This window comes from Pedobacter agri PB92, assembly GCF_000258495.1.
GTDB classification, from domain to species: domain Bacteria; phylum Bacteroidota; class Bacteroidia; order Sphingobacteriales; family Sphingobacteriaceae; genus Pedobacter; species Pedobacter agri.
The window spans coordinates 1-13,534 of record NZ_AJLG01000134.1 but is presented as its reverse complement, the minus strand read 5'-3'; the positions used below and the strand labels follow the sequence as shown (position 1 = coordinate 13,534).

At 37.7% G+C, this 13,534-nt stretch carries 11 protein-coding genes; 7 read left to right on the top strand and 4 right to left on the bottom strand.

Translation table 11 applies throughout. The features are described from left to right. Together ON09_RS17350 and ON09_RS17345 are read left to right on the top strand one after the other, a co-directional pair. Positions 1 to 3,831: eCIS core domain-containing protein (locus ON09_RS17350; RefSeq protein ID WP_010602335.1), on the top strand; the 3,831-nt coding region annotated here is incomplete at its 5' end. A gap of 2 nt (positions 3,832 to 3,833) precedes the next feature. Further along, complete coding sequence (locus ON09_RS17345; protein WP_010602334.1) at positions 3,834 to 4,427, top strand: hypothetical protein; 594 nt, start codon at positions 3,834 to 3,836, stop codon at positions 4,425 to 4,427. 5 nt (positions 4,428 to 4,432) lie between these two features. Here ON09_RS17345 and ON09_RS17340 read toward each other — a convergent pair whose 3' ends face one another. Further along, entirely contained in the window at positions 4,433 to 5,431 is a 999-nt protein-coding gene (locus ON09_RS17340; RefSeq protein WP_010602333.1) for an SH3 domain-containing protein, read from the bottom strand. A 623-nt stretch (positions 5,432 to 6,054) separates the two neighbouring features. Between ON09_RS17340 and ON09_RS17335 the strand changes: the two genes are divergently transcribed. The 4 genes from ON09_RS17335 (at position 6,055) to ON09_RS17320 (ending at position 9,959) form a co-directional block, all read left to right on the top strand. Beyond that, positions 6,055 to 6,993 (top strand): glycoside hydrolase family 76 protein, encoded by a 939-nt coding sequence (locus ON09_RS17335; protein WP_010602332.1) that lies wholly within the window; start codon positions 6,055 to 6,057, stop codon positions 6,991 to 6,993. A gap of 9 nt (positions 6,994 to 7,002) precedes the next feature. Further along, positions 7,003 to 8,427 (top strand): glycoside hydrolase family 125 protein, encoded by a 1,425-nt coding sequence (locus ON09_RS17330; protein WP_010602331.1) that lies wholly within the window; start codon positions 7,003 to 7,005, stop codon positions 8,425 to 8,427. A 156-nt stretch (positions 8,428 to 8,583) separates the two neighbouring features. Beyond that, positions 8,584 to 9,771 (top strand): GAF domain-containing sensor histidine kinase, encoded by a 1,188-nt coding sequence (locus ON09_RS17325; protein ID WP_010602330.1) that lies wholly within the window; start codon positions 8,584 to 8,586, stop codon positions 9,769 to 9,771. After that, positions 9,768 to 9,959, top strand: a complete 192-nt coding sequence (locus tag ON09_RS17320) for a hypothetical protein (protein ID WP_029204424.1) — start codon at positions 9,768 to 9,770, stop codon at positions 9,957 to 9,959. Before ON09_RS17325 ends, ON09_RS17320 begins: the two co-directional genes overlap by 4 nt. Before the next feature lie 112 nt (positions 9,960 to 10,071). Here ON09_RS17320 and ON09_RS25710 read toward each other — a convergent pair whose 3' ends face one another. After that, positions 10,072 to 10,314, bottom strand: coding sequence for a nuclear transport factor 2 family protein (locus ON09_RS25710; protein ID WP_010602328.1), 243 nt, complete (start codon positions 10,312 to 10,314; stop codon positions 10,072 to 10,074). A 241-nt stretch (positions 10,315 to 10,555) separates the two neighbouring features. On the opposite strand from ON09_RS25710, the gene ON09_RS17310 reads away from it, so the two are divergent. Continuing rightward, positions 10,556 to 10,873 (top strand): hypothetical protein, encoded by a 318-nt coding sequence (locus tag ON09_RS17310; protein ID WP_157258999.1) that lies wholly within the window; start codon positions 10,556 to 10,558, stop codon positions 10,871 to 10,873. A gap of 1 nt (position 10,874) precedes the next feature. Here the strand turns inward: ON09_RS17310 and ON09_RS17305 are convergent, their stop codons facing one another. After that, positions 10,875 to 13,118 (bottom strand): DUF4838 domain-containing protein, encoded by a 2,244-nt coding sequence (locus tag ON09_RS17305; protein ID WP_029204423.1) that lies wholly within the window; start codon positions 13,116 to 13,118, stop codon positions 10,875 to 10,877. A 3-nt stretch (positions 13,119 to 13,121) separates the two neighbouring features. Beyond that, positions 13,122 to 13,534, bottom strand: a 413-nt coding sequence (locus tag ON09_RS17300) for a YaiO family outer membrane beta-barrel protein (protein WP_010602325.1), incomplete at its 5' end; no start/stop codon positions are given.

Sequence of the window (13,534 nt, the reverse complement as noted above, 5' to 3'; positions counted from 1 at the left end):
ACGTACACACTGATGCCTTCAAATGCCGGTTTTGTGATGGGAGGAATAGGTACTGGTGCCGCCATGAATGTCCAGCGCCAATGCAAAAATTGTGGGAATGAAGAAAAAATCTCCCTTAAGGAAGAAGAATTAAGAGGAATTGATCAGCCTGAAATTTTACAAGCTAAAGCAGGGGCGTCATTTGCCAGTGGAGGAACTGCTCCCGGAACTGTTCAATCTGGAATTGCCTCAACCAAAGGTGCTGGCACTAATCTTCCAGCTCATATCAATTCTGATTTGGGCGGTAAAATGGGTGCTGATTTTTCTGGCGTAAAAATTCATGATAATGCCCATGCCGCAAAAATGACGGCTCATGTAAATGCCAGGGCTTTTACAGTAGGTAACGATATTTATTTTAACAAGGGAGAATATAATCCGAATTCATCGGGTGGGAAATTCTTGCTGGCGCATGAACTTACACATACTATCCAGCAGGGTGCAACTGTGCAGCGTAAAACTGAAGAAAAAGAAAAGGTTTTGCGCAAAGTTGAGGAGACAGAAAAAATAGATCGCTGTGCTTGTAGTGATGAAATAGTGCAGCGTTGGGATCTTGGTGATTGGCTAGCTGAAAGTGCCTGGGAAATTGTAGAAGAAATTGCCCCGGCAGAGTTTGTTCAATTACTTAGGGAAATCAGCAGCAAGGGTATTCTTGGCTTTTTACGAGAGAAACTCATGACGAGTTTAAATCACCTGTTCGATAGATTTCCTGCTGTTGGCAATTTTGTAACCAATTTAATTTCGGTATTCTCACTGCTTTATGAGCGGGTTTCAGTTATTATGCAGGCACTAATTGCCGGCGATTGTGCACCATTATTGGCGGCTGTAACAGAACTTAAAAACGTAATTACCACTGTTGCTACCGATGCATGGACTGGATTAACTGATTTTGTGAGGCCTATCGGCGATTTCTTCTCTGGTTTATGGGGCGCTTTTGGTGCACCTGTAGTCGATTGGCTTGGACAAACAGCAAGTGATGTTTGGGTTTGGATGCAAGGCATTGGCCAAAGAATCTGGGATTGGACTTTACCCGTGCGTGAGTATGGCGCCATGGCATGGGATTGGGTAAAATCAACGCTGGGTATTGGCGCCGATAGTTCTGGCGGTGAAAATTCCAACGGCATGATGCAATGGGTAACAGGCAAAGCCGAAGAAGCTTGGACAGGAATAAAAGAAACTGTTCGTCCGATTATTGAGCCCGTACAGCAAATTGCTGAAAAGGTTGTGCATATTTTGCCACTTAGCGCCATTATGAATTTGCGTGATACCGTGTCTAATTTTGCATCGGGTGTAAATGGTATGGCAGCTGCCATGGGCGATGATGGATCAGGAATAGCGGCACAGGCGCAACAAGCCTCTTTAAGAGATATCATTCTTCCTGCAGTGCAAACAAAAGTTGTTGAGGTACAGCAGGGAATTGGTAACGCAGGTTTATGGGTAGCTGAAAACGTTGGCGGTTTTGTTAATCAGATTACAGGGTTTTATAATTCTATAGCTTCAAGTTCTATATTTTCTGCCGCGGCACCTGCAATCGCATGGATAAATGATACTGCTTTAGGTTTGGGCAATTGGGTTCAGACTGGCGTGGTTAATTTATTTAATCTGGCCAGTAGCGGCTTGGGTTATTTAGCAGGTTTCATTACCCCTATACTCAATGCTTTGCAGCGAATTGTAGATACCATTGGCGATTTAGCTGGCAGGGCGGGGGATTTTATCTTGGGGCCATTTATGCTTATCCCTGAATGTATTCGAACCCCAATAAAAAACTTTCTGATTGAACAAATTCTGAGCAGAATCCCACTTTTTAATCAAATTATGGCGATTGGAGATGTTTGGGCAAGGGCACAACAAATCGTTATGACGATCCTTTACCAGGTTTTTGTTGATGGCAATTTGCCGGGCGCCATGTGGACCTTCTTCAGGGAATTGTTAAGTCTGGTCGGCATTCCTCCAGAATTAGTAGTTTCAATTTTAGCTAATGCTTCTCAAGCAGTAGTCGATATTCTGGGAAATCCGGTCGGATTCTTCATAAATCTGCTTAGCGGTTTACAGCAAGGCTTTAGTCAGTTTTTTGGAAACATCGGCACGCATTTATTATCGGGTGTGGTAAACTGGCTAACTGCTGAAATGCAGGCGATGGGTATTACACCGCCAACTGATTTCTCTTTCGGCTCAATATTTGGTTTCATCCTTCAGATATTAGGTGTAACCATCGACAATATTTTTAATCTGTTGGCGTCTAGAATCGGAGAAGAAAGGGCGCAGCGTTTACGTGGAATGTTGGATATGGCTACCGGGGCATGGAGTTTCGTAGCCGATGTGGTTGAGCGTGGGCCTGCAGCGATTTGGGAAAGAATTCAGGAACAGTTGAGTAACCTCTGGGATACCGTAATCGGAAATATTGTAACATTTATAAACGAGCGGATCATGGCGCAGGCAACGGCCTGGTTATTAAGCATGCTCGATGTTTCCGGAATTATGCCTGTTGTAAATAGTATTTTAGCGGTATACCGGGCCATTCAAAGTTTTACCGAATATTTTGTGCCTATCCTTCGGATCATCAATCAATATGTAACCATGCTGGCTGATGTTGCCCGAGGTAATATTGCAGGAGCAGCGAATTTTCTGGAAAGTATTTTAGCGAACTCTTTACCGATTATGATCGGCTTCTTAGCTAACCAGTTTGGGTTTGGAAGAATCGCCACCCGCATGCAGGAAATATTAGAATCGGTAAAAGCCCGAATAGATGCCGGGATTTTATGGGTAATTGATCAGGCAATTAGGATAGGGGGAGCAGTTATCGATGCAGGAAGAGCGGCTGTTGCGGCAGTTAGAGAATGGTGGAATAGAAGAATAGGATTTACAGCAGAAGACGGTTCCAGTCATGAATTGGTGTATCGAGGTTCTGAAACAAATCCTGAAATGTGGGTAGAGAGCACACCACAATTGGTTTACGTTTTCTTAAACAATACAATTACTGATACAACTATACCCATGCGTAAAAGAAATGCTGCAACGAGAGCAAAAACTTTTTATGATACTAGAATTATTCCTGCACTCGATGCTTTAAAACAAATTCCCAGACAAGATTCTGCACAAAGAAATCAAAAATATCAAGATTTATTAACAGTTGAATCCGAGTTTACCCCGTTGCTTGGTCGTGTTATTGGCGGTGGAGAACTGTCGAGCGATATTATGAAATACAATTTTGAAGGACTGGTTGGAACTTATGGTCGTTTTCCAGAGAATCCTAATGATTTGTTAACACCAGATCACCAACCTCAGGCAGCAATATTAATTGCTGCGGCTCAAATGGAATACACGGAAACAAATCAACTGATAGCGCCAGGAGATACTGGGTTTGGTTCTGGCAGGAAAATTTTCCCGCCAGATAACAACATCCATTCGCAAACAAGAGGTCATGCAATGGGTGGGTTTACCATCAACCTTTTTGAAGATCGTCATGAAATGGGTAGAACATTCGGGCCAAAAGGAATGACAACAAAAAATCAATTTTTATCAAATGTGAAAACAACTATCAATTCCGGTGATACACCAGAAATAATGAGAAGTAAGGTTGTGGATGAAATTATTCGAGATAGAAATGCTGATGTTAATTTTATGTTTGGAATTATAAATCAACCACTTTTGGCACCCGCCTGGGCAGATTTGAATGCATCAACCGCATTTCCCGACGGTATGACAAAAGAGCAATTTTATAGAACGGTTAAAGCCAGATTGCAACAAGGTGAGAGAACATTACAAGCGCAACCGCTTCAAAATTTAAAAGCATAATTATGAAAGGTATAAAAGAAACGGAAGATTATGTCGGCGTAAAACCATTCTACGATATGATATCAACTAATACTGAAAAGAATTATATTGATTTTTTTTATTCTGATGATCGAAAAAACCGGAGTAAAAATTTAATTGGTTTTGACTCTGATCAATTGATTTATGTTGGCAATACAAAAGGAGCAGATTATATTTTTATTTGTTTAAAGGGTGAAAACCGTGAGTTGTTAAACAACCCCTTGGTTTATGTTTCCTCGGAAGGAGACCCATGGGAGTTCTTCGCTCAAAATTTTGATGAATTTCTATCCCTTTTGTACTTCGGAATTTCCATTATACCGGATACGCTTATCAATATTAATGCATATCAGTATGGAATCGGTTTAGAAGGACTAAAAGAAAAGATTATGAATGAAGATTACTTCTTAAGATTGAATAGTCTTCTAACTTCAACTTTTCCAGGGTTTATTGAATTTCGAAAACGTTTGGTAACTGATTTTAAAATCAATCAACATGCAAATCCCATAGATTTAATTTTCCATGCGAAAAGTAGAAATCCATCCTTTACTCAATGGATTTCCAACATGAGCAATCAATAAAATCTTTAGTTTATCTTTAAAAACTCTTTTTTTACCCATCTGTTATCAGCATTTATTTTGCTCCAACCGTTATTCTCATCTCTAATAAATACTTCCTGGCCTTGGGTTAATGAAGCAACTTTAGGAAAAGTATTTCCAGCTCCGCTACGCACATTTAGAGTCGAGGCGTTCACCGTAGCACGGGTTACAGGCTTGGTATAAGCGGCATTTACCCAATGTTCTTGCGAACCAGATATCTTATACCAGCCATCTTTTTCTTTATAAACACGAAGGATTGATCCCAATAAGGCTGGTTCTCTATCGTCAGCTTTTTTTGCTTGCGAAGTTGCTGCTTCTCTGATATTTAAAGTGTCTGCGGTTACATAAACATATTTTAAAACATCAGTATTTATTGTCGAAACGGAAGGAATAGTAACACCGTTTAGCGCTGCGCTTACCAAAGGCAGAAAATTTTGCTCGCAATCATTTACTTTGTTTCCTCCAAAAAAGTTTGTACCCGGACATGTTTTATTATTCTTTGTTCCATTATTTCTAACGCCGCTGCTCAAATCAAACCAATGGTGATAAACAATTTTATTGCTGTTAACTTCAATTCCGAATTTCTTGCAGAGTGCAGCTGTCATTCTGATAATTGTATCTTTATGTGCAGCGGTCATGGTATCTTTCCCCTTATCAAAATTGCCAACATGTTCCATACAAACCGAATTCGAATTAAATCCTAAGATACATGCAGGAGTTTTCTCCATACTTCTGCCGGTAACAATAGAGCCATCAGCAAACGTACTGAAATGCTGCCCGATGTCGGCCCATCCGTTTTCGCCGACATGGTAGGCTTTCATATTTTTTTGCATTTCGAATTGGTTATTTCCTTTAAACTGAATATAACTCGGGCTCCAGGTATGATGCTGTTGGATATTCAAGATGGTTCGTGCAACGCGTAAGTTAGCAAGCCAATTTTCAAATTCATCAATGCTCATTAAATTAAAGCCAAATTTAGTTGTCATGGTGGTTTAAGTTTTAATTGGTTAAGTGGCAAAATCAAGCTAAAGAGAGGAAATAGGGAAGGATCGTGTAGCGCCAACTAAATATAAGTAAATATTTATGATAACTTTTTAATTATCAGATAATTACTTAGTTTTAAGTAGTTTTATGATGGCTATTAACTTTGAAATAAAATTTAACTCAATCTGCTGTACAGGTCTGAACAATGATCTTTTAAACGAAAACCAATTTAATTTTTTTCGATAATATTCTTTATATCTCATAATATAGGCTTCGGTAAGTTATGCTCAATAGAAACACTTTTTGTAATAAATTGAATAGATATTGGAAAATCGATTTAGGAATGCTTTAATTGGCTTTTCGATTTTGATATGATAGAAATAATATTAATATTTGTTTAGTTCTAACCAAATATCAAAGTCGAAATTAGCCATGTAGAAATAGTGTAGATGCTATCGCATGAGCTTTTGAATATTATTAATGTTTAAATGCGAAGTACACTTAACTTTTTGCTCAGCCTGTTATTAATCTTTTTGTTTACAGATTATGCGCTTGCACAACCAGCGCAAACTGAATATTTGAAAAGAATAGCCATCATTGAAAAAATATCAATCAGTATTTTAGGGTGGCGGATAAGGCACTTTATCTGGAAACTGTTGGCAAACATGAAAAGCCTTACTCTTATCTGTGGCCATTATGTGCCTTAATACAAGCCACCAATGAAACGGAAGCGCTTGGTAAACCGAAAATGATGGAGCCAGTCGTTTCAGCAATTAACCAATATCATACCACTGAAAAACCTGCACCTTCCTACCAGTCTTATATAGATAAAAGCTCCAGATTTTATGACGACAATCAGTGGATCGCCATTGCCTATCTGGATGCTTATCAAAGAAACAAAGATGTAAACTATTTAGATAAATCAAAAGAGATTTATAAATGGTTATTAACGGGTTATGATAAAAAAGCTGGTGGCGGCATTTATTGGCAAGAGGATAAGAAAACATCAAAAAACACCTGCTCAAACGGACCTAATATTTTAATCTCTTTACAATTTTACAAAATTACCGGGGATAAAAAATATCTTGATACTGCGCTGTTGGTTTACAATTGGACAAATAAAATGCTTCGATCTTCAGAAGGTATATTTTATGATGCGATAGATATCGAAAATCTAAAAGTTGATTCGGCTACCTACACTTACAATACCGGTACAATGCTTCAGGCTAACGCATTACTCTATCAACTTACCAAAGAAGATAAGTATTTAAAAGAAGCGAAGTTTATTGCCACTAACGCTGAGCGGCATTTTTACAAAAACAATAAGCTTGGCGATCATTACTGGTTCAACGTTGTTTTATTACGCGGATATTTAGAATTATTTAAAGTTGAGAAAGACGCAAAAAGATTAGCGTTTTTAATTAAAGATGCTGAAAGGATCTGGAAAGACGAACGTGATGAAAATAATTTGCTCGGAAAACAAAAAAATAAATCATTGATTATGCAGGCAGCTATGTTGGAATACTACGCCCGCCTGGCAAAACTAAATTTAACCAAATTATAATCACACATAATGAAAAGAAGAACATTCATACAAAACACGGGTTTATTGGGCGCTGGGGTACTGGCTTCAAAATTTTCACTGGCGGGAGAATTGCTTCCTGATTTTCCGGTGGTAAGAGTAGCTGCAGGTAAAAGACATTTTCAGAGTAAAGCAGTAGATGCGGCAATTAAAACCTTTCAAGCCAAAGTGAAAAATCCGGAGTTGGCTTGGCTTTTCGAAAATTGCTTCCCAAATACGCTGGATACTACGGTATATTATGAAGAGAAAAACGGGCGGCCAGATACTTACGTAATTACCGGAGATATTGATGCCATGTGGCTTCGCGACAGTTCGGCGCAAGTTTGGCCATACCTGCAATTTGTTAATGAAGATGAACCACTCAAGAAACTAATCGCTGGCGTTATTATCCACCAAACCCAGTGCGTTTTAAAAGATCCTTATGCAAATGCTTTTTATGGCGATCCGAATAAGGTAGGTGAATGGAAAACTGATAAAACGAAAATGCAAGCAGGTGTGCATGAACGCAAATGGGAGATAGATTCATTGTGTTATCCTGTTCGTTTAGCCTATCACTACTGGAAAAAAACTGGCGATAAAACACCATTCGATGCTGACTGGAAAAAGGGCATTGAGGCAACATTAAAAACTTTTAAAGAGCAGCAGCGCAAAAATGACAGAGGACCTTATCATTTTCAGCGTGAAACCACACAACCAACCGATTCGCTGCCAATGGCAGGATATGGTTTCCCTGTAAATGCAGTAGGTTTAATTTGTTCTGCTTTCCGTCCGAGTGATGATGCAACTATTTTTCCGTTTTTAATTCCTTCTAATTTCTTTGCAGTTTCTAGCTTAAAGCAGGCAGCAGAAATGGTAAAGGCTTTGCAGCCTGACAAAGCATTGGAAAGCAGCTTACTTAATCTTGCGAATGAGGTGAGTGCGGCACTGCAGAAACATGCAATTGTAAACCATCCAAAATACGGTAAAATTTACGCATTTGAAGTTGATGGTTTTGGAAGTACTTATTTAATGGATGATTCCAATGTACCAAGCTTATTAAGTTTGCCATATCTCGGCGCTATGAAAGTTGATGATCCAATTTATCAGAATACCAGAAAGTTTGCCCTTTCGAAGGATAATCCATATTTCTTTAAAGGTACTGCTGCAGAAGGGATTGGCGGTCCACATGTTGGGCAGGATATGATTTGGCCAATGAGTATAACCATGAGAGCTTTAACTTCAAAAGATGATGCCGAAATAAAATATTGTATTGATACCTTGCGAAAAACACATGCTGGCAAAGGTTTCATGCATGAATCATTTAACAAAGATAACCCGGCAAACTTTACCCGTGCCTGGTTCGCGTGGTCTAACACCTTATTTGGAGAGCTGCTTTGGAAAACCTATCACGAAAAACCAGCGCTACTAAACTCCTAATATTATGCCCAGATTAGCAATAACCTGGGCATAATTGTTTAACATATGCTAGAGTTTCGGCAAAGAATGCTGTTATTGTAAAACAAATGTTAGAAGATAAATGTCTATTTCTTTCAAAAATTATTTTTTGTAAATTGTGCCATATTATCCCAAACATTGCAACACGATAACAACAAAATTCCTTTCGATTTCGAATCGATTAACAAAATTCCAGCGATAGCAAACATCTTGCAGATTGTTTGTAATACAACCGGCATGGGTTTTTCTGCTGTGGCACATGTAACCGTCGATAAATGGATAGCTTGTGCTGTGAATGATAAAATTGATTTCGGCCTGAAGCCAGGTGGCGAATTAAAGTTAGAAACCACCATTTGTAACGAAATCAGACAGCACCAAAAAATTGTGGTCATTGATCACGTTGCTGAAGATGAATTATTTGCCAATCATCATACACCGTTATTATATGGATTTCAAAGCTACATTTCAGTACCAATCGTATTAAAAAATGGCTCATTTTTCGGTACGCTTTGCGCTATCGATCCCAAACCTGCCCAACTTAACAATCCAAATACGATTGATACGTTTAAGATGTTTGCCGATTTAATTGCGTTCCATTTAGATGCGTTAGAGCAGTTGGCTCTTTCAGAAGAACGATTACAGGTGGAGAAAGAAACATCAGAATTGAGAGAGCAGTTTATAGCCATTCTGGGGCATGACTTACGTAATCCGCTAAATGCCGTTTCAAATAGTGCGCAGCTTTTGGCTCGTTTCAATCTCGATGACCGGACACAAAAACTGGTGAAACTTATTAAAGATTCATCATTCAGAATGAATGGTTTGATTGAGAATATGCTTGATTTTGCCAGTGGCAGGTTAGGAGGTGGTATTAATATTTCTCCAACACCTGATGAAGATTTGGAGAAAGTGCTTTATCAGGTTGTGGAGGAAATTCATGCCATTTCTCCTGATAAAAAAATGAAATTAAATTTCGATTTTGAGCATCCCGTAGCTGCAGATGGAAAGCGGATTGCCCAGCTTTTTTCTAATTTACTTGGGAATGCATTGAGTTATAGTCCTCAAGACTCCGTAATTGAAATTACTGCTTCTACCAATGAAGAAGAATTTAACCTTTGCGTAGCAAATCCTGGTAAAAAAATTCCTGAAGCAGCGATGGAACGATTATTTCAGCCATTTTCTAGAGGAGAAGTTGAGCCCAACCAAAAAGGGCTGGGACTAGGTTTGTATATTTCTGCAGAAATCGCAAAAGCACATGGTGGAACATTAGATGTAAGCTCTAACGAAGAGAAAACTTGTTTTACACTTACTTTGCCAACTTCAAAATGATGGTAAGCGATAAAATGCCAACATCTGCTCTGCTCGAAATTAAAACAGGCGATCAAATTTCCAAAGATTCCATTCACGGTACAGTTTCAAAAATTGAAATTCAGGAAACTGATGAATTTCTTCAATTTATATTCAGTTTGGAAGGTGCTCAACAAATCGTGGTTAGAAAGTTAAAACAAGTTTGTTAACTATAAATATCGGCCTTGTATCAAATAGCACCTGAAACGATTTGATGCGCTCATTTTCAATTTTATACCATCCAGCTGAAAATATTGTGCTTTTACCCATATTAATATCATATCACAAGGAAATATCATTGCCATCGACAAACAGCTTTTTAATTTCATATTTGAATTTCATCTTTTTCATGTCTTCCATATAAACATCGGCACCTCTACGTTCGCCCATTACACCTTTAAAAATCATGTCATCAGCAAGTTGCTCGCGGGCAGCTGCAAAGTTTTCAGCATTTAAAGCATTAATAAAGTTTCGAACCACAACCTTTGAATTGTGTTCGTCTAAGTTTTGAGTCTGTATTGCCATAATTTATCTTTTGAAATTATATTTAACATTTTCATAGATTAACAAGTTCGTATTGCAAAGTGTTTGTGTAAAGAAATATGGTGTTTCATGTAAAATTATCATTTAGGAAAAGTTCAATATTTAGCTTTGCAGCTTAGTTATATAAACGCTTACTATTTGAATGAACGCTTACACTTCTTTTGTAAAATTTATTTGTACTGATCCAACTGCTTTTGAAAAGCATATTTACTTCTATTTAAGGATGGAACTGGCACTTTGTAAGTTTCAGATTTGTAAAGATTTATCAACTTATGAAACTTTGAAACTGGAATATAAAAGTAAATTTTCCCTATTAACCCATCACATTGTCGAAATCTCTTCTTTTAAAGCAAAAGAATTAAATTTAGATGCGGTTAATCAAGATTCACTTATCCAATTGCAAAATGAGGTTTTAACCGGTGGTTTTGACAAAACAGAACTAGATGCTCAGCTCGAAAAACTGATTGAAATTTTTAAAACAATTTCTTCAAGTCCCACGCTTAACGTTATAGATCCTAAGGTTTTAAGCCTTTCTGCTTAAATTAATTTACTTCAATTTCATCACAAAATAACCAGGGTTTCTTATTGGGGTAATCTCTCCATTCTGGTAATTTACTTTGGTTGGTCGCTTTAACTTTAATATACCTTGCCTTCGTAGATTTTTTAAAATCTAGAGTCAGTCTATGGGTTTGCTTATCATAGTTTTCTATTGGGCTCGGTTGTATCAATTCGCTCATAGGTTGATAAACTTTATGATCAGTTGAAACAGAAATCATAACCTTGTTTGGCAGAAATGCCCAATGTCGTTGATCTTCAAGAAAACCGACTATTACCTGATTTGTGTTTTGAATGCTTCCCAGATCGATCACAACTTCCATGTCATTTCCTAACCATCCTAAGTAATTATATTGAAAATTTTGATAGCCCCTCGAACCATCAGTTAATGTTTTGGTTCCTTTAGCTAAAAAATCAGTATTAAATGGAGTTAGCGCTTCAACATTTTTGTTGGTCGCTAAATGCAATAGCGGACCATCATTGAAAATTTTTGTCCATTCAAATTGATAATCGTCAATGGTAAAACCATCTTCAGAAAGCTGCTTGATTCCAAGTTGTTTGGCAGAAGCAATAAATCTTGATACTTTTTGTTCAAAACCAGGCCGCACTTTCCAGTTTTTCCCATTGGCGGTAAAGACTCCATGCTTTTCTAAACCGTAAAACCGGGCTTGCTGGAGAACAGCATATTCTAAAGGTAGCCTTTCAATTAAAATTCTATTCAATATAACCGGATCATTTCTAACCGCCTGTTCTGCCTGATCTAAAATACTACTGTAATGATCAATCTGTTCAGGTGTTAACCAGGTTTTCCACTCAGCAGATGGATCACCGTAAATATCTAAAATTCTATTCGATGATATTAAGTTTTTCTCCAGGGCAGCTGCATAGGTTAAGATGTTTGGAGCTGCTTTTCCATAATAACTTGCCATGAAGTTCTTCTTTTCTGCTTCTATATCTAAAATTGGGTTCCAGCTTAGTTTGGCTAGTAAGTAGGATTTTAAAGCTGTAAACTCACCAGTGGAGGCTTCACTACCTTGTATAAAAACGCCTTTAACATGATTGGTAGCGAAAAATTTCATGTTCTCTTGCAGCGTGTTTAGATTTGGGAATGGACTCACATAATTGGTGAACTGAACAACATAATCCCAAATCATTACATTGTCGCAAACAGCCGACCAACCTTTTAAATCATTTTTGAAACCATTTGCTTTTGTGTTATTTTCAACAGGTTTCGATCTATCCAAATCAATTGTGGAAAGCATGATGCTAACATTTTTTAAAGGTTTAATTCCCTCAGGAGGACGTTTTGAATAGAGATACGCCAAAGTAGAAATGGTTTGATCAGGAAAATTTTTCGCTACTTTGTTTACAAAACTGATTAGTGAGCCTTGTGGTCCGCCGAATTTTTGATCAGTAGCACTACAGGCATCGCAGGTACAAAACCCAAAGCCATCATTCTGGCTAACCGACCAATATTTTTTTTCAGGATGAGCGGTAATTTCCTTTTTTAAATTTTCAACTGTAATGCGATAGACATCAGGATTGCTTAAACACAGTTGAGAGGTTTTTCGATCTCCATTTACCAACGCATAATATTCAGGATGATCGTGAAAATACAGTTTTGCTGGTACCAATTTATCAAATGTATGTCCCCACAATCCCCATTCATCTTCCAGTAACTGAAGTTTATGCCAGTTCCGGTATTCCTCGTTATATTGATCAGGATAATAAACTTGCCTGAACTTAAACTGTGGTTGTTGCAAATCGTTTATTGCTGAGAGTTTGATATTTGTTTGCTGCGGAATAAATTCGTGGTCAGCAGTATACATTTTACAACCCAGATAATGATCGAGGAAATGATAAACGCCGTATAAAGTTGCCTGTTCATTCTGCCCATAAATAAAAATTTTATTTGCAGCTGTTTTAATTAAAAATCCATCATTATCGAATTGCTCATCAGAATGATTACGGTTGGTATTGCCAATAACAATTTCGAATTCTTTTGCCTTTAAATGATCCTGTACAATTGGAAGATCAGCCTTAGAAATTTTATCGATATATGATTTTAATACATCTGCAGCTTTTCGTTCTAGATTTGTAGCCCGTTTGCTAACTATAATCTGATAATTAGATTTGGCATTTTCAACCAAATTTATTTGGGCATAAGATTGATTGAGCATGGCAAATGCAATTATAGTTAAACATATTTTCCATCCTGAAAATCCCATCATTTTTTAAAATTTATGTTGGAAAGAAATCTGTGCATCAAACTCATTCCTTTTTCTTCCGGGAATGTATTCCTGATTATTCCACGTGCCGAACAAGCCAAGAATATTTCTTTTCCACAATGTACGCTGGTAACCCAATGTGAAACGAATAGATTCCAGATTTAAGCGTTCGGTGATGGCAAAGTTCCTGCCTCTGTCATCTGGAGAGAAACCATAGCCGGCTATCGCGGTAAAATAATCATCTGCAGATTCGTTGATTAAATATCGGCCAGATAGTACATAGGAAGCTGCCAATCGTTCACCATTTGGTGTAATAAATGTTTTTGCATTTATCCAAAAACTGCCGAAATACTTGCCTAATCCAGCCGTTACGCTGTAATAATTTAAATAACTATTTAAATATCTTACAGTGTGTACGT